This is a genomic window from Streptomyces abyssalis, from assembly GCF_001751365.1.
Classification (GTDB): Bacteria; Actinomycetota; Actinomycetes; order Streptomycetales; family Streptomycetaceae; genus Streptomyces; species Streptomyces abyssalis.
Genome location: NZ_LJGT01000037.1, coordinates 896444 through 914148, shown reverse-complemented (window position 1 = coordinate 914148; position 17705 = coordinate 896444). Strand labels below are relative to the sequence as shown.

The window sequence follows — 17705 nt, the reverse complement described above, 5'->3', positions numbered from 1 at the left end:
CGCGCCGCGCGCCGCACTCGTCACAGGAGGTTCCGTGGTGCGTTGGCCGCTCCCCCGCCGGCCGGCGGGTACGGGCGCTGCCGTACGTCCGGCCGTACGTCCCGCACACCGCGCCCTGCGGGCCGGCGCCGACGGTGCGCTGGACGTGCTCCATCCGCTGATCATGCTCGTACGGGGCCTGGCCCGGCTCACGATGCTGGTGCTGCGCTGGTGGGCGAAGGCCCCGAAGGACCGTCGGGGGCCGGTGCTCTTCCTCGCCGCGGTGGGGGTCATGGTGGTGGGCCTGCTGCCGTGGGGGCCGGCCTTCGCCGTGGCCGTCGTCGTGGGCACGGCCGCATGGCACGGGCGCGAGGGCGCGAGGCCGGCCGGCGGACCCGGCTGCGAGGACGCGGAGAACGAACGCCTGCAGGCGGTGTACGAGGCGCTGGTGCCGTGCTTCGCCCTGCGGGACGACCCCGGCCCCGAACCTCTGTACGCACACGACGGCGCGTGGGAACGGGCCTTCGAGGAGGTGGAGTTCACCGACGACGGCCGCATCGGACGTCTCCTGGTGCGCTATCCGGCCCACTTCCCCGACAGCGACTCCGCGCACCGGCTGGCGGTGGAGCGCCGGCTGACCACCAAGTCCGGACGGGACCGTGAATACCGCTTCGCATGGCACGAGGAGCGCAACCTGCTGGAGATGACGGTCCCGCAGCCCCTTCCCCAGGGCATCAGCGCCCAGCGGTTCGTGACGGGCCCCGGTGAGATCGTGCTCGGCTTCACCGACGCCGAGGCCGTCCACCGCCGCATGCCGGTGGCCGACGGGGGGCGGGCGCGTGACGTCCCGCCGGTGGTGTGGCGTACGGGCGCGCGTTCGGCACAGCCGCATCTGCTGGTCGCCGGGGCGCCCGGAGCAGGGTCGACCACGCTGCTGCGGTCCGTGGTGCTCCAGGCCCTCCAGCACGGCGAGGTGCTCGTCGTGGACGGCGGCGGCTCCGGCGAGTTCGCGTCGCTGGCGGGGCGCGAGGGCGTACTCGCCGTGGAGACGTCGCCCGCCGGTGCGGTGGCGTCGCTGGAGTGGGCGGTGCACGAGACGGAGCGGCGGCTGTCGGCGGCGAGCCGCGCACGGCAGGCGGGGCGCCCCGTTCCGGAGGATGTACGGCGCCCGCTGTGGGTGGTCCTCGACCGGCCGGCGACGCTGAGCCACCTCGCACGTGCGGAAGGGCGGCGGGACCCTCAGGAGCTGCTTCAGGTGCCGCTGCGGCACGGGCGGGCGGCGCAGGTCACGGTCGCCGTCGCCGAGCACCTTGAGAACGCTGACGGACTGGCCCGTGCCGTGCGCTCGTACACCAGGGCCCGCGTGCTGCTCGGTGCCGCCTCTCCCGAGGAGACGTGGGCGGTGCTCGGAGAGGCGACGGTCTCCCGGCCCGGCCCGGATGCGCCGCCCGGGCGGGGTTTCGCCCGGCTCGGCGCCGGAGCGGTGCTGCGGCTGCAGGTGCCCGCGGCGCCCGACCCGCTGGACGACGCTGCCGGCGAGGCCGAACGGCAGGCGGTGCTGGCGCTGCTGCCCCCGTTCGCCGCGGCTCACGCCAGGGCGCTGGGCGGTCAGGCCGCACAGAGCGGCGCGCCGGACGGCCCGGGTCACCGGCCGGGCACGAAGCCGGGGGCGGCGTCTCAGGCCACGTAGGTGCGGGGCACGTCCCCGTCGGCGACCGCTCCCGTACGGACGAGGTCGGCCGCCTTTGCCAGGCGGGCGACGGCTTCGCCGACGACCGGGCCCGCGACGGTGAACAGCAGCCGCACATAACCCTCGAAGGCGCCGTCGACGCCGAAGCGCGTCCCGGCGGGCACCCGCACACCGATGCGCTCGCCCGCCTCGGCGATGCGTGAACCGGAAAGGCCGCCGGTGCGGGCCCACAGCGTGAGCCCGCCGCTGGGAACGGTGAACTCCCAGTCGGGCAGCCTGTCGTGGAGCTCGGAGACGAGCGCGTCCCGGTTCGCACGGGCTCCCGCGCGGCGCGCCGCGACCGCCGCCTCCCAGCCGTCTCCCGTCATCAGCCGTGCCACGGCGAGCTGTTCGAGCACGGGGCTGCCCAGGTCGGCGTAGACGCGTGCGGCGACGAGGCTGCGGATCACCTCGGGTGCGGCCCTGACCCAGCCGATGCGCAGCCCGGCCCAGACCGCCTTGCTGACGGAGCCGACGGTGATGACGCAGGAGCCGCCCGGGTCGAACGCGGCCATCGGGCGCGGCAGTTCGACGTCCTCGTCCAGGGTCAGGTCGGTCATGGACTCGTCGGCGACGAGGACGGTGCCGGCGGCGCGTGCGGCCGCGACCATCTCGCGCCGCTGGCCGTCGGGGGCGAGAGCGCCGGTCGGGTTGTGGTAGTCGGCGATGACGTAGGCCATGCGCGGTGCGCTCTCGCGGAACGCCTGCCGCCAGGCGGGCAGGTCCCAGCCGGTGAGACCGTCCGCCATGGGGACGGGCACGAGGCGGGCGCCGGCGTCGCGCAGCAGATGCAGGACGTTGGCGTACGAGGGGTGTTCGACGGCGACGCGTTCACTGCGCGGCACGAGCTGCCGTGCGAGCGCGGCGACGGCGCCCATGGCGCCGGTGGTGACCATGATCTGCTCGGGCATCGTCGGCACGCCGCGTGCGGTGTAGCGGGCTGCGAGCGCCTCACGGAGCGCGGGCAGGCCGCCGGGGTAGTTGCCGTGGGTGTCCGTGTACGGCGCGAGGTCCGAGACCGCGCCCTGGAACGCGTCGGTGAGGTGGGGCTCGGGCGCCAGGAAGGTGGCGCAGGCCAGATCGATCACCGACCCGGCGGATTCGGGGGGCAGTGGCTCCAGTCCGCGCGTGGGCAGCGGCTTGCCCGCGGGCACGGCCGTCCAGCTGCCCGAACCGCGCCGCGAGGCGAGGAACCCGTCGCTGCGCAGCGCCTCGAAGGCGGCGGCCACGGTCGTACGGCTGACGCGCAGGGCCGCTGCCAGCTCCCGCTCGGCGGGCAGACGCGCGGCCACCGGAATGCGGCCTTCGAGCACGAGGAGGCGCACACCGTCCGCCAGCGACCGGTAGGCAGGCACCCGGTGCCCGGCGTCCGCGGCCGTCGCAGCGCGCTGGGACGCCAGAAGCCTGGCCAGCTGAGGAGCACCCACGGCCGAGGTCCACTGCACCATCTCTGCGGTCCACCTTCCTCCGATTGGCCATGGATGTGGCCTGGTTCGTGGCTCCAGACTGCCACGCAGCCGCCCACCACCGCCAGCAGAAGCACGGGCACCGCACCGGGGAGGGAGCCACCTTGTCACGTCCGACGGGTTCCGCAGGACGCATCGGCCGCCGCCTGGTGCAGCTGTACGCCGGCCTGCTGCTGTTCGGTGCGAGCATCGGCCTCATGGTGCAGTCCGGGCTCGGCCTGCCCCCGTGGGACGTACTGCACCAAGGGCTCGCGGAGCACACCGGTCTGTCGATCGGCACGGTCTCGGTCATCGCGGGAGCCGCCGTACTGCTGCTGTGGGTGCCGATACGGGAGCGCCCGGGGCTGGGCACCGTCTCCAACGTCGTCCTGGTCGGCCTGGCCATGGACGTCACGATCTGGCTCGTTCCCGGCCCGCAGGGCCTCGCGCTGCGGATTCCCATGCTGGCGGCCGGCGTGGTGCTCAACGGAGTCGCCACCGGCCTGTACATCTCCGCCCGCTTCGGGCCGGGCCCGCGGGACGGTCTGATGACGGGCCTGCACCGGGTCACCGGCCGCTCGGTCCGCGTCGTGCGCACGGCGATCGAAGCGACCGTACTGGTGTCCGGGCTGCTGCTGGGCGGCACGGCCGGCGCCGGAACGGTGGTGTACGCACTGGGCATCGGCCCGCTCTCGCAGCTCTTCCTGCGGGTGTTCGCGCTGCCCGGCAGGCGCGACCCGGCGGAGCCCGCCACCCCGGGCACCTCCCGCGTGGTGGCACAAGGGACGGCGACGACCCCGCAGGAGGAGCACGCGACCGGGGGGCAACGGCGCGCGTGGTGGCGCAGGGGCGCGATACTGCGGCGGTGATGAGCAGCGACCCGCACGCCTCCCCCGCTTTCTCCACGCAACCGGCAGCCCTCCGGCGCACTCCGCGCCACCCGTTCCTGGACCATCCCGGGCCGCTCGCCCTCGCCCACCGCGGCGGCGCGGCCGACGGGCTGGAGAACACGCACAGCGCCTTCGCCCGCGCGGTCGGTCTCGGATACCGCTATCTGGAGACGGACGTGCACGCGACCGCCGACGGCCGTCTCGTCGCCTTCCACGACGAGACGCTCGACCGGATGACGGACGCGAGCGGACCCATCAGCGGGCTGCCCTGGTCGCAGGTGCGCCGCGCACGCGTGGGAGGACGCGAACCGCTGCCGCTGATGCGGGAGTTGCTGCGGGCCTTCCCGGGAGTGCGCTGGAACATCGACGTCAAGGCGGAGGCCGCGCTCGTACCGCTGCTGGAGCTGCTGTCCGAGCAGGACGCGTGGGCACGGGTGTGCGTCGGCTCCTTCGAGGAGGAGCGGGTCGCGCGGGCCCAGGCCCTGGCCGGGCCGCGGCTTGCGACGTCACTCGGCACGCGGGGGGTGGTGCGGCTGCGGCTGCGTTCGTACGGGCTGGTGCCGGCGCGCGCGGTGCGCGGCAGCGCCGTGTGCGTGCAGGTCCCCGAACACCGTTCGGGGATCCGGGTGGTGGACCGGGCGTTCGTACGGGCCGCACACGCCCGGTGGATGCAGGTGCACGTATGGACAGTGAACGAAGGAAACCGGATGCGGGAGTTGCTCGACCTGGGAGTTGACGGCATTGTGACCGATCACATCGAGACACTGCGCGACGTCCTCTCCGAGCGGGGTGCGTGGATGCACGGGCCCGGCCCCCGGTAGACCGGCGGTTGCGCGCCGCGGCGCCCGCACGCTCCCGTGCCCGGGCGGCGCGTACCGGCGCGGCGCACAGTGCCGGGGAGCGAGGGGGATGGCTGTGAGCGCTGTCGTGACAGGTGCCGGCGACGGCACGGCCGAACGCCGCCGGGAGCAACGCGGCTGGTACTTCTACGACTGGGCGAACTCCGTCTTCTCCACCAGCGTTCTGACCGTCTTCCTCGGCCCGTATCTGACGGAGATCGCCAAAGCGGCGGCGGACGCCGACGGCTACGTGCATCCGCTGGGCCTCCCCGTCCGTGCGGGCTCCTACTTCGCCTACACGGTCTCGGCGTCGGTGCTGCTGTCGGTGCTGGTGATGCCGCTGGCGGGCGCGATCGCGGACCATACGGGACGGAAGAAACCGATCCTGGGGGTCTTCGCGTACATCGGAGCGGGCGCCACCGCCGCCATGTTCTTCCTCGAGGGCGACCGATATCTGCTGGGCGGTGTGCTGCTGGTGCTGGCCAACGTCTCGTTCGCCACGTCGGCCGTCATCTACAACGCCTTCCTGCCCCAGATCGCCGGGCCCGGGGAGCGGGACAAGGTCTCCTCCCGCGGATGGGCGTTCGGCTACGCGGCCGGCTCCGTGGTGCTGGTGGCGAATCTTGCGCTGTTCCTCCAGCACGACGCGCTGGGGGTCTCCGAGGGCTCCGCGGTCCGGATCTGCCTGGCCTCCGCCGGCGCGTGGTGGGCGGTCTTCACCGTGGTGCCGCTGCTGCGGCTGCGGGAGCGGCCCGGGACGGCGGCCCCGGGCTCCCGCATCTCGCTGCTCAGCGGCTGGCGGGAGCTTGCCCGTACGTTCCGCGAACTGCGGCGCTACCGGCTGACGATGCTCTTCCTCCTTGCCTACCTCGTCTACAACGACGGGGTGCAGACGGTGATCACCCAGGCGTCGGTGTTCGGCTCGGAGGAACTGGGCGTGGACCAGACGACACTGATCGGCGCGGTGCTGCTGGTTCAGATCCTGGCGGTGGCGGGCGCTCTGCTGATGGGCCGGATCGCGGAACGTCACGGGGCGAAGCGCACCGTGCTCGGCTCGCTGGTGGCGTGGACCGCGATCGTCGGGGCGGGCTACTTCCTGCCGGCCGGAGCACCGGTCTTCTTCTTCGCCCTCGCGGCGGGAATCGGCCTGGTCATGGGCGGCAGCCAGGCCCTCTCGCGGTCCCTGTACTCCCAACTGGTACCCGCGGGCAAGGAGGCGGAGTTCTTCTCCCTCTACGAGGTGAGCGACCGCGGGACGAGCTGGCTGGGCCCGCTCGTCTTCGGTCTCGCATACCAGCTGACGGGAAGCTACAGGGCTGCGATCATCTCGCTGGTCGTCTTCTTCGTACTGGGTTTCGTCCTGCTGCTGCGGGTACCGGTCGGACGGGCGGCGGCAGCCGCGGGCAACCCCCAGCCGGACCGGATTTAGGACTTGCGGGGGCGGCGCGGTAGTGTACGCCCTCGGCTCGCCGGATGGACCGTTACTGCATGCCAATGAGATGAGAACGCTGGGTGACATCTCCTGTCAGTTGTGACGAACCGGTCATTGGTGGGTACACGAAGGGCGGCACGACGGGCGACGCATATCCCGATCCGGGAATCTTCACCGCCGACCGGACGTTGAGCAGATGACGACGACAGCGACACCTGTCCTGTGGGCGACAAGCCCGGGAGGCACGAATTCATGAGTGAGCGAGCTCTTCGCGGCACGCGACTCGTGGTGACCAGCTACGAGACCGACCGCGGTATCGACCTGGCACCGCGCCAGGCCGTGGAGTACGCATGTGAGAGCGGACATCGTTTCGAGATGCCGTTCTCTGTCGAGGCCGAGATCCCGCCGGAGTGGGAGTGCAAGGTGTGCGGCGCACAGGCACTCCTGGTGGACGGCGAGGGGCCTGAGGAGAAGAAGGGCAAGCCCGCGCGTACGCACTGGGACATGCTCATGGAGCGGCGCACCCGCGAGGAGCTGGAAGAGGTTCTCGCGGAGCGGCTGGCCGTACTCAGGTCCGGGACGATGAACCTCGCAGTGCATCCGCGGGACGGCAACAACAAGCGCAAGTCCGCGTAGCCACACCGGCCGGCACCGGGCGGCTGGACCGTCCGGCTTCAGCCGGTCCGCAGGCGCAGCGCGGGCCGGTGACCTGTCCGCAGGTCACCGGCCCGCGCTCTGCTGTGTCCGCAGCCGCCCGCCCCTGTCCGGCGGACCCGCACTTCCGCGGGCTTCAGCGGGCGGGGGGCTCCGGTCCGTCGTCGCGCACGACCTCTCCCTCGACGACCTTGCCGTCAGGCCTGCGGATGCGCATCTGCTCCTCCGCGCGGCGGGCCTGCTGGTAGGCGTCGCCGACGGTGCCGGGCGCGAAACCGGAACGCCGCTCCAGATAGCGCTGAGTAGTACGCCTCATCAAGGACGCCGTGGGCGGGAAGAGGCACAGCAGCCCGGCCGCGTCCGAGACGACACCGGGCACCATGATCAGCAGTCCGCCGAGCATCGTCAGGGCGTTGCCGCCGCCGGACCTCTCAGCGCTCTCCGGCGGTGCCTGTCCGGTCTGCGCGGCCTGCTGCGCCTGCTGGACGCTCTCGGCGAGCCGCCGCCAGGCACGTCGCCCGGCACGCTTGATCACGAAGGCGCCAAGCAGGAAGCCGGCGACCAGCAGGCCAAGCACCGCCAAGCCTCCGAGCGTCTCCCCGATGAGCGTCAGCAGCCAGATCTCCAGCAGCGCCCACGCCGCCATTCCCAGCGGGAACAACGTACGGGCCCGTGAACGGCGCGGGCCCCGCCGTCCTTGCTGCCCGTCGGCGGAACGGCCGGAGCCCTGCTCGTCGTGGGGCGGCTCGTAAGGGTACGGTGCGCGGCTCGTCATGCCTCAAGTGTGCCTGCGGCCGAGGGCACGCTTCACACGGCCCTCCACGCCCCAGACCGTCACGCGCCACAGGGCCTCGACGACGATGTCCCGGCCCATCTTGGAGTTGCCCCGAACACGCTCGACGAAGGTGATGGGAACCTCCACGACGTGGAACCCGGCGCGCACCGCCCGGTGGGCGAGGTCGACCTGAAAGCAGTAGCCCTGCGAGGCCACCGCGTCCATGCCCAGCCCCTTGAGCGTCTCGGCGCGGAACGCGCGGAAGCCGCCGGTGATGTCGCGCAGCGGCAGGCCGAGCATCAGCCGCGAGTAGGTGCTGCCGCCGCGGGAGATGAACCGGCGTGAGACCGGCCAGTTGACGACCCGGCCGCCCGGCACCCACCGGGATCCGAGTACGAGGTCGGCGCCCTTGAGGGCCGTGAGCAGGCGTGGCAGCTCCTCGGGCTGGTGGGAGCCGTCGGCGTCCATCTCGACCAGTACGCCGTAGCCGTGCTCGATGCCCCACCGGAAGCCGGCGAGGTACGCGGCGCCCAGGCCCTGCTTGCCCGGGCGGTGCAGGACGTGGATGTGCTCGTCCTGGACGGCGAGTTCGTCCGCGACCTTGCCGGTGCCGTCCGGGCTGTTGTCGTCGGCGACGAGGATGTGGGCTTCCGGCACGGCCTCGCGCACCCGGGCGGTGACGGATTCGAGGTTGTCGGCCTCGTTGTAGGTCGGGATGATCACCAGAACCGTGCCGAGCGGGCCGTACCGCCGCGCCTGTCCGCCGTCCGTCACCGCTGCTGCCCCTCTTGCTTCCGCCGTGCATCGGTCTGCCGCACCTGCCCCGTCCGCTGCGCGGGCCGGTGGTCGGTCCGGCCGCGCCGGCCTGCGAACCAGGCCGCGGCACAGGCGAGAACGCCCACCATAGCGAGCACCCACTCCGGGACGGCGCCGACGCGGTCGGCCGTCGTGATCTCATCGCGCAGCGGCAGCTCGGCGCTGATCACGTCGCGCTCGAACTCCTTCGTGCGCTGCTTGATCGTGCCGTCGGGGCCGACCACGGAACTGATGCCGCTGGTGGCCGCCGTGACGACGGCCCGGCCGTGTTCGACCGCGCGCAGCTTGGACATCACCAGCTGCTGTTCGGGCTGGCCGGTCCTGCCGTACGTGGCGTTGTTCGTCTGGACGACGAGGGCGCGGGCGCCGGCGTTGACGGTGTCGCGGGGGATCTCGTCGTAGGCGACCTCGAAGCAGATCACGTCGCCGAGGCGGGCCGGCCCCGTCTGCAGGACGCCCGAGCGGTCGCCGGGCCAGAAGTCCCGGGGGATCTGCTGGAGGCGGGTGATGACCTTGCTCAGTTCGTCCCGGAAGGGCACGTACTCGCCGAAGGGCACCGGGTGCTGCTTGGTGTACGAGGCTCCGGGGCCCTTCTCCGGGTCCCACACGATGCCCTGGTTCTCGACGTAGCCCTTGGTCCCGGGGTGGTCGACGAGCGCCCCGACGAGGATGGGGACGCCGACGGCCTTCGCCGCCTCGTCGATGCGGTCACGGGCCTCGGGCCAGCGGTAGGGGTCGAGGTCGGAGGAGTTCTCGGGCCAGATGACCAGCTCGGGCTGCTCGGCCTTGCCCGCCTTGATCTTCCGTGCGAGCTCGAGGGTGGCGTCGACGTGGTTGTTGAGGATCTTCATGGGCCGGCCGAGGAAGTTCATGCCGGGCTGCTCGACGTTGCCCTGCACCACGGCGATGTCTGCCGTGTCGTCCGCCGCGGTCGGTACGGGCACGGCGTACCCGGCGGCGGTCACGGCGACCGCGACGAGGAGGGAGGCGAGCGGCGGCAGCAGCGTCCGGCGGCGGGCTCCCGTACGGACGGCGACGGCGGAGGCCGCCGGGACTGTCTCCTCTTCCCCCTCCGGGCGGGTCCCGCCGGTGCTGCGGAGACGCCACAGGGCGAGAGCGGCCGCCGCCAGGGCCGTACCGGTCAGGGCCGCGGCGAAGGTGACCAGCGGCGCCCCGCCGAGCGCGGCGAGCGGTGTGTAGGGCGAACCGGTGTTCGCGAAGGCGATCCGGCCCCAGGGGAAGCCGCCGAAGGGGACGCGGTCGCGGGCCCACTCCTCGGCGACCCACAGACAGGCGCCCCACAGCGGCCACAGCGGAAGCCGGGAGGTGACGGCGAGTGCGGCACCGAGCGCGGCGATGAACAGCGACTCGATGAAGGCGAGCCCCAGCACCGCGTCCCATCCGACGACGTTGAGCCACTTGAGCAGGACGACGAAGAAGGGCCAGCCGAAGGCGAATCCGGTCCACGCGCCCTGGCGGAGGGTCCGGCCGCGGGTGAGCAGGCTGAGCGCGCCGACCGTCAGCAGCGACAGCGGCCACAGACCGTACGGAGGAAAGGCCAGTGCCAGTGCGATTCCGGCGAGGACGGCGACGGCGGTCCGCGGGGCCTCACGCCATATGAGGGCGCGCAGCCTGCGCATCCGCCCCGCGGGCACCGCTGCGGGGGCCTCGCCGTCACGGGCGGGGCCGGAGGGGTCCCCCGCGTCCGGGGCGACCGGGTCCTGGGCCGCGGTGGGCTCTCCGGTTCCTGTTCCGGCTCCGCCGGCGGCTTCCGTTCCGGCTCCGTCGCCGTTCGGCGTCACGCCGTGCGGGCGCGCCTCCTCCGTGCCGGCCGGCCGTTCGGCTGACTGACCGCCGGCGGCGGATGCGGCGGTGGTGTCGGAACCCGATGGCAAGGTCGCGCCCTTCCTGCAGGTCGTGCGGTGGTGAAGCGACCGTATAACGGCGACCCGCCTCCGCGGGGCCTGGGCCGGTAATGCCACAGGCGGAGCAGCGCTGAGCCGGGGCCGGCGGAAACGGGCGCGCATGCGGCTGCGGCAGTTCGGCGAACGTAGGGAGAGGAGACCGGAAGGACCGGCGGAGGGCCGGACGGGACCGTGGCGAGCCCCGGGAGCCCCGATGCGGAGGCCGGAAGCCGGGCCCTGGAGGCGGCGTCCTGAGTGAATGTCTGCGGGTCGGGGCCCGGTGCCCTTCGGGCCGACCTGGGACCCGCTGGCTGCGAGTCGACCGAGCCGTTGTCTACTGAGCATCCGGGCCCCACCCGGGTCACACCCGCCGGCCAGCCTCGACCTTCCGCCCCCGTGCCGCGGGCGCTGGACCTGGCTCCCAGTGGTGATGTCCCGGTGCGGTACACCACCCCCTGGCCCAGCGGCGTTCGACGACTGCGCGGAATGGCAAGCCGGACGTCCTGTGGTGGACCTGGCCGAACCTACCCGTCGGCGGGCATCGCCTGTCAACAGCGACGCTACCTGCGGCGTTTCGCCGAATCAGCAGGTCAGTACGGCGGAAGCGGCGCGGGGGCGACAGTCTGAGGGGGCGTCGGCGGGCCGTAACGGACACTCATACATCACTCGTTCGGCCGCTCGTGGACGGTGCGTCCCCCGATGACCGTCCGCAGACACACGGGCAGCCCGTTCCCGGGCGTGAGGTCCGGCAGCCCCGGGGTGCCGGAGCGGGGGTCGGTCGACCAGTTCGCGACCCGCAAGTCGGGCGCTTGTACGACGAGTTCGCCGGTGCGCCAGAGCGCGTAGTCGGCCGGCGCGCCGGGAACGAGCACGCCCGCGTCGTCCGAGCCCACCGCGCGCCTGCCGCCGCGGGTGTGCGCCGTGAAGCCGCCGCGTACGGAGATGCGGTGTGCGGGGGTGCGGTGGAACGCGGCGGCACGGACGGCCTCCCACGGGCCCAGCGGTGTCACGGGACTGTCGGAGCCGAAGGCCAGCGGGACACCGGCGCGCAGCAGTGCCGCATAGGGGTTGAGGCCGGCGGCGCGCTCCTCTCCGAGGCGTGCGGCGTACATGCCGTCGGGGCCGCCCCACGCCGCGTCGAACGCGGGCTGCACGGACGCGGTGAGGGCGAACTCGGCGAAGGCGGCGACGGTTCGGCCGTCCAGCATCTCGGCGTGTTCGACGCGGTGCCGGGCCGCGCGCACGCGGTCCGTGCCGACGCGCTCCGCCGCGGCACGTACGCCGTCGGTCACCGCCGCCACGGCGGCGTCCCCGATGGCGTGGAAGCCGGCCTGGAGTCCGGCCTCGGTGCATGCGGCGACGTGAGCGGCGACGCCGTCGGCGTCGATGTACGCGCTGCCGGTGTGCGGAGCGTCGGCGTACGGCGAGACCAGGTGGGCGGTGCGGGAGCCGAGCGAGCCGTCCACGAAGAGGTCCCCGGCGGCGCCCACGGCACCCAGGGCGCGGATGCGGGCGGCGTCCGCGGCGGAGGCGACGGGTTCGGCCCAGTAGCCGTGCACACGGGGGCCGTTGCCCCGAGCGGCGAGTGCGAGGAGAGCGGTGAAGTCGTCCTCGCCGGAGATGCCGGGGCCGGCGCACTCGTGGAGGTCGCTGATGCCCAGCGAGGCGGCGTGGGCGAGCGCGGCGCGCTGGGCCTCGGTCCGGCGGGCGGGTGTGAGGGTGCCGTAGGCCCGTTCGCGTACGGCGTGGTGGGCGTCGCCGGTGAGGGGCTCGCCGTCGGCGAAGCCGGTCAACTGTGCGACGCCGGGGACGAGTTCGAGGAGCGCCGTGGTGACGAGGGCCGAGTGGACGTCCGTACGGGAGAGATAGAGAGGGCGGCCGCCGGCCGCCTCGTCCAGTTCCGCGCGTCCCGGGTGGCGGCCCTCGGGCCAGTGGGTGGAGTCCCAGCCGTGGCCGAGCAGTACGGGGTCGGCGGGGCGCGAGGCGGCGTAGTCGCGGACACGGGAGAGAGCCTCGCGGAGGGTGGGGACGCCGGTCAGGTCCAGGCCCGTCAGTGCCAGGCCGGTGGCGGTGATGTGCACGTGTGCGTCCGTGAACGCGGGGGTGACGAGCGCGCCGTCGAGGTGGACGGTCTCGTCGACTCCGTCGGCGAAGGAGTCGGCCGCGCCCTCGGAACCGATCCAGGCGATGCTGCCGCCCTGCGTGACCATCGCGGTGGCGAACGGGTCGGCGGGGCTGTGCACCTCCCCGCCGCGCAGCAGAACGGTGCGGGTCTCGTGCCCCTCGGCGGTGCGCTCAGTCATGGCGACAAGTCTCCCGCCAGGCCGCCGGTGCGTACCGGCCGGGTCCGGGCCGGTACGGGCGGCGCGCGTCAGACGGACGGAGGCCGGGCCTCGTACGGGGTGGAGAGAACGACCGTCGTACGGGTGGAGACGCCGGAGAGGGAGCGGATGCGGGCGAGGAGGTTCTCCAGCGCGGTGGGCGTGCCCACCCGGACCTTGAGGATGTAGTTCTCGTCGCCGGCGACGCTGTGGCACGCCTCGATCTCCGGTACCTCGGCGAGGCGTTCGGAGATGTCGTCGGGTGCGCTGGGGTCGAAGGGCTTCACCGAGATGAACGCGGTGAGCGGCAGGCCCACGGCTTCCGGGTCGACGAGCGCGGTGTATCCGCGGATGACTCCGCGCTGTTCGAGCCGGCGCACCCGCTGGTGCACGGCCGAGGTGGACAGGCCGGTCGCCTTGCCCAGGTCCGTGTAGCTCATCCGCCCGTCCTTGACGAGCAGATCGACGATTTGGCGGTCCACTTCCTCCACAGCAGGTCAACCTACTGTGCCGGGCGCACTCCGGCACACCGGGCGCAGGAAGGAGCGCACATACGGACCTGTTGTGTGAGCAAGGCCACACGGGTGCTCCCGTGTCCCCGGGCGTGCGGCGATTATGCGAATGACGCCGCGGGAAGTGCTTGCTGAGGCCGGGGGCGAGATGCCCGGCAGGTCCACCAGAGGGGGCTTTGCATGCGCACTGAGAAGCGGATCCGCACTTCCGCGGAGGCCGCGGCCGCGGCGGAGGACGAAGCTGCGGCCGACGGGGCGTACGAGGACGGGATCTACGACATCTTCCGGGTGACCTGCCCGGACTGCGGGCAGCCCATCGCGCTGCTCGCCGAGGAGGAGCGGCTCCCCGAGCACGCGCTGTGCGCCTCACCGTGGGACCCCTTCGGGCTGACGGTGTGCCAGGGATCCGGCCGCGCTGCCCGTGAAGCGGCCGCCGCCGACGGCGACGTCAACCGGGAGCACGGTCTGACGGCGCTGCTGACCCTGCCGGAGGGGCTGGACTGGCGGAAGCAGCCGTTCTCGCACGCGGGCGGCCCGCGCACGAGGCCGCTGCTGAGCGGGGCCGACCGGCTGGGGGCATGACCGGCAGGCTGTCTCCTCGGGGCCCGGCGATTCCGTCCCGTACGGGTCGCGGGTGGACCCGGCGCCTTGACTGGGCACCCGTATCGCCTCTGAAGGCGACAGCCGAGTGAGGCCCCGATGGCACAGACACAGACCAGGCCGGAAGCCAAGCCCGCGCGGCGGTACGGGGACCGGGCGACGGTACGGGCGCTGCTGGAGACGCACGGCCAGACGTACGCCGAGCAGGCGGGCATCACCCTGCGCGACACACCGTCGCCGCTGTACCGCCTGCTGGTGCTCTCCCTGCTGCTCTCCGCCCGTATCCGGGCCGACATCGCCGTCGCCGCGTCGCGGGCCCTGTCCGACGCGGGAATGAAGGACGCCCGGCGGATGGCGGACGCGACCTGGCAGCAGCGGGTCGACGCCCTCGGCGCGGGCGGCTACCGGCGCTACGACGAGCGCACGTCCACCCAGCTCGGACACGGCGCGGAGCTGCTCCTGAAGGAGTTCAAGGGCGACCTGCGGCGCATGCGGAAGGACCCCAGGACCGCGGACCGCCTCCGTGAGGTGCCGGGCATCGGGCCGACGGGCATCGACATCTTCCTGCGGGAGGCACAGGAGGTGTGGCCCGAGTACGGGCCGTACTTCGACGCCAAGGCGCAGCAGGGCGCGGAGCGGCTGGGGCTGCCCACGTCGCCCGGGAAGCTGGCCGGGCTTGTCGCCGAGCGTGACCGCGCCCGGTTCGCGGCGGCGCTGGTGCGTGCGGCACTCGACAAGAAGGTGGTGGAGGACGTGAGGGAGGCGGCCTAGCCCGCACGCCCCACCAACCGCCCCTGCCGCGCGCAGCGGCGGGGCAGGGACGGACGGGCCCGGCCGCGTCGCAAGGTCACGGCTCCGTGGCCTCACGGTGCCGCGGAGCCTTGACCGCGCCTACCGGTCGCTCTCGGGGCCCGCGAGCCCTCGGGCGATCACCATGCGCTGGATCTGGTTGGTCCCCTCGACGATCTGCAGGACCTTGGCCTCGCGCATGTAGCGCTCGACGGGGAAGTCGGCGGTGTAGCCGTAGCCGCCGAGGAGCTGCACCGCGTCAGTGGTCACGCGCATCGCGGTGTCGGTGCAGAACAGCTTCGCCATGGCGGCTTCCCGGCCGAAGGGAACTCCCGCGTCCCGCAGCCGTGCCGCCCTCAGGTAGAGGGCACGCCCGGCCTCGATCTGCGTGGCCATGTCGGCGATCATGAAACGCAGGCCCTGGAAGTCGGCGATCGGCCGTCCGAACTGCTCCCGGCCCAGCATGTACGCGAGTGCCTCGTCCAGTGCGGCCTGCGCGACGCCCACCGCGCACGCGGCGATGCCCAGCCGCCCGGATTCCAGGGCGGACAGCGCGACGGTCAGACCCTGGCCCTCCTCGCCGATGCGGCGGGCGTCGCCGGTCCGTACACCGTCGAAGTGCACCTGGGCCGTGGGCGATCCGTTCAGTCCCATCTTGCGTTCGGGCGCCGCCGCGCTGAGTCCCGCCGCGTCTCCGGGCACCAGGAACGCCGTGATGCCGCGCGGGCCGTCGGGGCCCGTACGGGCGAGGACGGTGTAGAAGTCGGCGATCCCTCCATGGGTGATCCACGCCTTGGTGCCCTCCAGGACCCACTCGTCCCCGTCGGCCGTGGCGCGGGTGCGCAGGGACGCGGCGTCCGATCCTGAGGAGGGTTCCGAGAGGCAGTAGGCGCCGAGCGAGCCGCCGCCGAGCATGCCGGGCAGGTGGTCGGCCCGCTGCTGCTTGGTGCCGAAGACGGCGAGCGCGTGGCAGGCGAGCGTGTGGACGCTTGTGCCGAGGCCGACGGTCAGGCGTGCGGCCGCCAGCTCTTCGAGCACCTGGAGGTAGACCTCGTACGGCTGGTCGCCGCCGCCGAACTCCTCCGAGTACGGGAGTCCCAGCAGGCCCGATTCGGAGAGCAGGGTGAAGATCTCGCGCGGGAAGCGGCCGGCGGCCTCCTCCTCGTCCGCGTGGGGACGGATCTCGCGCTGAACCAGTTCGCGCACGAGGTCCAGCAGGTCGCGGGCCTCCTGCGTGGGCAGTCGGCGCTGGACGGGCTGCGGTCCGTACTGGGGCATCACGACGCTCTCCTCCTGTTCGGGGGCTGCGGCGGCGGACCGGGGTGTGGTGCGCCGCCGTATCAGGCCCGTGGCCGGAACCGGGACCTGTGCGAGGCCGCTTCGCCATGGCGCCCCGCCGGGTTGCGACGGCGGCTGACCAGGGGTTGCGGCGAAAAAAGTATGCCCGATCGCGGGCATCGCGTCACCGGCGGGCCGGGGGTGCGGGCGGTGTGCGGACGGCGGGGCGGATTCGAATTGGTTCAAACCATTGACTCAATGGTCTAGTCCTTCTAGATTCCGGCTGGAATCTCCCCCCACTTGTGGCGGATCACCCCCCCCCAACACGCAGACAGGGATGAGCGGATCGTCTCCCCACATCTCACTCCCACCCCCCGACTCCCTTGAGGAGAGCCATGACCGGACCGTTCGCACGACGTCGCAGATCCTCCTCGTCCGCTCCTCCCAGGCGCCGCACCCGGCGCCGGCTCCTCGTACTCGTCGCCGCGGCAGTCGCGGCCGTTCTCGCCGCCACGCTCCCGGGCGCCGGGGCGAGCGCGGCCCCGGCCCCCGCCGCGCAGTCCGCCGGAGCCGACCGGCAGTCGGCAGCCGACGGCAAACTGGTGGGCTACTTCGCCAACTGGGACGTCTACCAGCGCAATTACCACGTCAAGAACATCGACACTTCCGGTTCCGCCGCCGAACTCACCCACATCAACTACGCGTTCGGCAATGTGCAGGGCGGCAAGTGCACCGTGGGCGACGCGTTCGCCGACTACGAGAAGTCGTACACGGCCGACCAGAGCGTCGACGGAAAGGCCGACACCTGGGACCAGCCGCTGCGGGGCAACTTCAACCAGCTGCTCAAACTCAAGCAGAAGCACCCGCAGTTGAAGGTGCTGTGGTCCTTCGGCGGCTGGACGTGGTCGGGCGGCTTCGCGGAAGCGGCCAAGAACCCGGCGGCGTTCGCCGAGTCGTGTCACTCGCTCCTCAACGACGAGCGGTGGGCCGGTCTCTTCGACGGCATCGACATCGACTGGGAGTACCCCAACGCCTGCGGCCTGACGTGTGACGAGAGCGGCCCGCAGGCCTTCACCGAGGTGATGAAGGCGATGCGCGCGAAGTTCGGCGGCGAGAAGCTGGTGACGGCTGCCATCACCGCCGACGCTTCCGACGGCGGCAAGCTGGAGGCGGCGGACTACAAGGGCGCCGCGCAGTACGTCGACTGGTATCTGCCCATGACCTACGACTACTTCGGCGCCTGGGACGCCCAGGGGCCCACCGCTCCGCACTCGCCGCTCACCTCGTACGACGGCATCCCCAAGGACGGCTTCAACACCGCGGCCACCGTGGAGAAGCTGACCGGCATGGGGGTGCCGGCGAGCAAGCTGCTGCTCGGGCTCGGCTTCTACGGGCGCGGCTGGAACGGCGTGAGCCAGGCGGAACCGGGCGGCACCGCGACGGGCCCGGCGCCCGGAACGTACGAACAGGGCATCGAGGACTACGAGGTGCTCAAGAGCCGCTGCCCCTCCACCGGCACCGTCGCGGGCACCGCCTACGCGCACTGCGGCAGCCAGTGGTGGAGCTACGACACCCCGGGGACCATCGGCAGCAAGAGCGACTGGGCGACGCAGAAGGGGCTCGGCGGTTCCTTCGTCTGGGAGCTGAGCGGTGACACTCCCGACGGCGAGCTGATCAAGGCCATCCGCTAGAAGGCGTCCGCGCCCTGGCCCGCATCCCTGGTCCGCGGCCGTCACCGTCCC

15 protein-coding genes are annotated in these 17705 nt (G+C 72.8%); 8 read left to right on the top strand and 7 right to left on the bottom strand.

All coding sequences use genetic code 11. The features are described from left to right. Window positions 1-34 precede the first annotated feature (34 nt). On the top strand, window positions 35-1669 hold the full coding sequence (locus AN215_RS07080) for an FtsK/SpoIIIE domain-containing protein (protein WP_070009615.1): 1635 nt from the start codon (window positions 35-37) through the stop codon (window positions 1667-1669). On the opposite strand, the gene yczR is transcribed toward AN215_RS07080, so the two are convergent. Further along, entirely contained in the window at window positions 1657-3156 is a 1500-nt protein-coding gene (gene yczR, locus AN215_RS07075; protein WP_070009616.1) for a MocR-like transcription factor YczR, read from the bottom strand. The two genes, AN215_RS07080 and yczR, sit on opposite strands and share 13 nt — an antisense overlap. A gap of 122 nt (window positions 3157-3278) precedes the next feature. Here yczR and yczE point away from each other — a divergent pair, with 122 nt between their 5' ends. The 4 genes from yczE (at window position 3279) to AN215_RS07055 (ending at window position 6950) form a co-directional block, all read left to right on the top strand. Beyond that, complete coding sequence (yczE, locus tag AN215_RS07070; protein WP_245694284.1) at window positions 3279-4022, top strand: membrane protein YczE; 744 nt, start codon at window positions 3279-3281, stop codon at window positions 4020-4022. Further along, window positions 4022-4864, top strand: a complete 843-nt coding sequence (locus tag AN215_RS07065; RefSeq protein WP_079122798.1) for a glycerophosphodiester phosphodiesterase family protein — start codon at window positions 4022-4024, stop codon at window positions 4862-4864. Before yczE ends, AN215_RS07065 begins: the two co-directional genes overlap by 1 nt. Window positions 4865-4952: 88 nt before the next feature. Further along, window positions 4953-6311, top strand: coding sequence for an MFS transporter (locus AN215_RS07060; RefSeq protein ID WP_070009617.1), 1359 nt, complete (start codon window positions 4953-4955; stop codon window positions 6309-6311). Between the two features lie 255 nt (window positions 6312-6566). Then, window positions 6567-6950 (top strand): RNA polymerase-binding protein RbpA, encoded by a 384-nt coding sequence (locus AN215_RS07055; RefSeq protein WP_028434437.1) that lies wholly within the window; start codon window positions 6567-6569, stop codon window positions 6948-6950. A 154-nt stretch (window positions 6951-7104) separates the two neighbouring features. Here AN215_RS07055 and fxsA read toward each other — a convergent pair whose 3' ends face one another. The 5 genes from fxsA to AN215_RS07030 all read right to left on the bottom strand — a co-directional run bounded on the left by fxsA (window position 7105) and on the right by AN215_RS07030 (window position 13275). Further along, window positions 7105-7743, bottom strand: coding sequence for an FxsA family membrane protein (fxsA, locus tag AN215_RS07050; RefSeq protein WP_070031124.1), 639 nt, complete (start codon window positions 7741-7743; stop codon window positions 7105-7107). Window positions 7744-7746: 3 nt separating this feature from the next. Then, on the bottom strand, window positions 7747-8517 hold the full coding sequence (locus tag AN215_RS07045; protein WP_070009618.1) for a polyprenol monophosphomannose synthase: 771 nt from the start codon (window positions 8515-8517) through the stop codon (window positions 7747-7749). Next, window positions 8514-10454, bottom strand: a complete 1941-nt coding sequence (lnt, locus tag AN215_RS07040; protein ID WP_420856106.1) for an apolipoprotein N-acyltransferase — start codon at window positions 10452-10454, stop codon at window positions 8514-8516. Before lnt ends, AN215_RS07045 begins: the two co-directional genes overlap by 4 nt. 671 nt (window positions 10455-11125) lie before the next feature. After that, the gene (locus AN215_RS07035) at window positions 11126-12766 is read right to left on the bottom strand and encodes an amidohydrolase (RefSeq protein WP_070009619.1); all 1641 of its coding nucleotides are present in this window, start codon (window positions 12764-12766) and stop codon (window positions 11126-11128) included. Between the two features lie 68 nt (window positions 12767-12834). Beyond that, on the bottom strand, window positions 12835-13275 hold the full coding sequence (locus AN215_RS07030; protein ID WP_070009620.1) for an Lrp/AsnC family transcriptional regulator: 441 nt from the start codon (window positions 13273-13275) through the stop codon (window positions 12835-12837). Between the two features lie 201 nt (window positions 13276-13476). On the opposite strand from AN215_RS07030, the gene AN215_RS07025 reads away from it, so the two are divergent. After that, window positions 13477-13878, top strand: coding sequence for a hypothetical protein (locus AN215_RS07025; protein WP_070009621.1), 402 nt, complete (start codon window positions 13477-13479; stop codon window positions 13876-13878). A 117-nt stretch (window positions 13879-13995) separates the two neighbouring features. Next, a complete protein-coding gene (locus AN215_RS07020) occupies window positions 13996-14667 on the top strand; it encodes a hypothetical protein (RefSeq protein WP_070009622.1) in 672 nt (223 codons plus the stop codon). Window positions 14668-14787: 120 nt separating this feature from the next. On the opposite strand, the gene AN215_RS07015 is transcribed toward AN215_RS07020, so the two are convergent. Beyond that, a complete protein-coding gene (locus AN215_RS07015) occupies window positions 14788-15963 on the bottom strand; it encodes an acyl-CoA dehydrogenase family protein (RefSeq protein WP_070009623.1) in 1176 nt (391 codons plus the stop codon). Window positions 15964-16358: 395 nt separating this feature from the next. Here AN215_RS07015 and AN215_RS07010 point away from each other — a divergent pair, with 395 nt between their 5' ends. Then, window positions 16359-17654, top strand: coding sequence for a glycoside hydrolase family 18 protein (locus AN215_RS07010; protein WP_070009624.1), 1296 nt, complete (start codon window positions 16359-16361; stop codon window positions 17652-17654). The last annotated feature ends 51 nt before the right edge of the window (window positions 17655-17705 follow it).

Coding starts and splice junctions, on each gene's coding strand:
- yczR (WP_070009616.1), bottom strand. CDS start 3,156: ATGGTGCAGTGGACCTCGGCCGTGGGTGCTCCTCAGCTGGCCAGGCTT.
- AN215_RS07065 (WP_079122798.1), top strand. CDS start 4,022: ATGAGCAGCGACCCGCACGCCTCCCCCGCTTTCTCCACGCAACCGGCA.
- AN215_RS07060 (WP_070009617.1), top strand. CDS start 4,953: ATGGCTGTGAGCGCTGTCGTGACAGGTGCCGGCGACGGCACGGCCGAA.
- AN215_RS07055 (WP_028434437.1), top strand. CDS start 6,567: ATGAGTGAGCGAGCTCTTCGCGGCACGCGACTCGTGGTGACCAGCTAC.
- fxsA (WP_070031124.1), bottom strand. CDS start 7,743: ATGACGAGCCGCGCACCGTACCCTTACGAGCCGCCCCACGACGAGCAG.
- AN215_RS07035 (WP_070009619.1), bottom strand. CDS start 12,766: ATGACTGAGCGCACCGCCGAGGGGCACGAGACCCGCACCGTTCTGCTG.
- AN215_RS07025 (WP_070009621.1), top strand. CDS start 13,477: ATGCGCACTGAGAAGCGGATCCGCACTTCCGCGGAGGCCGCGGCCGCG.
- AN215_RS07020 (WP_070009622.1), top strand. CDS start 13,996: ATGGCACAGACACAGACCAGGCCGGAAGCCAAGCCCGCGCGGCGGTAC.
- AN215_RS07015 (WP_070009623.1), bottom strand. CDS start 15,963: ATGCCCCAGTACGGACCGCAGCCCGTCCAGCGCCGACTGCCCACGCAG.
- AN215_RS07010 (WP_070009624.1), top strand. CDS start 16,359: ATGACCGGACCGTTCGCACGACGTCGCAGATCCTCCTCGTCCGCTCCT.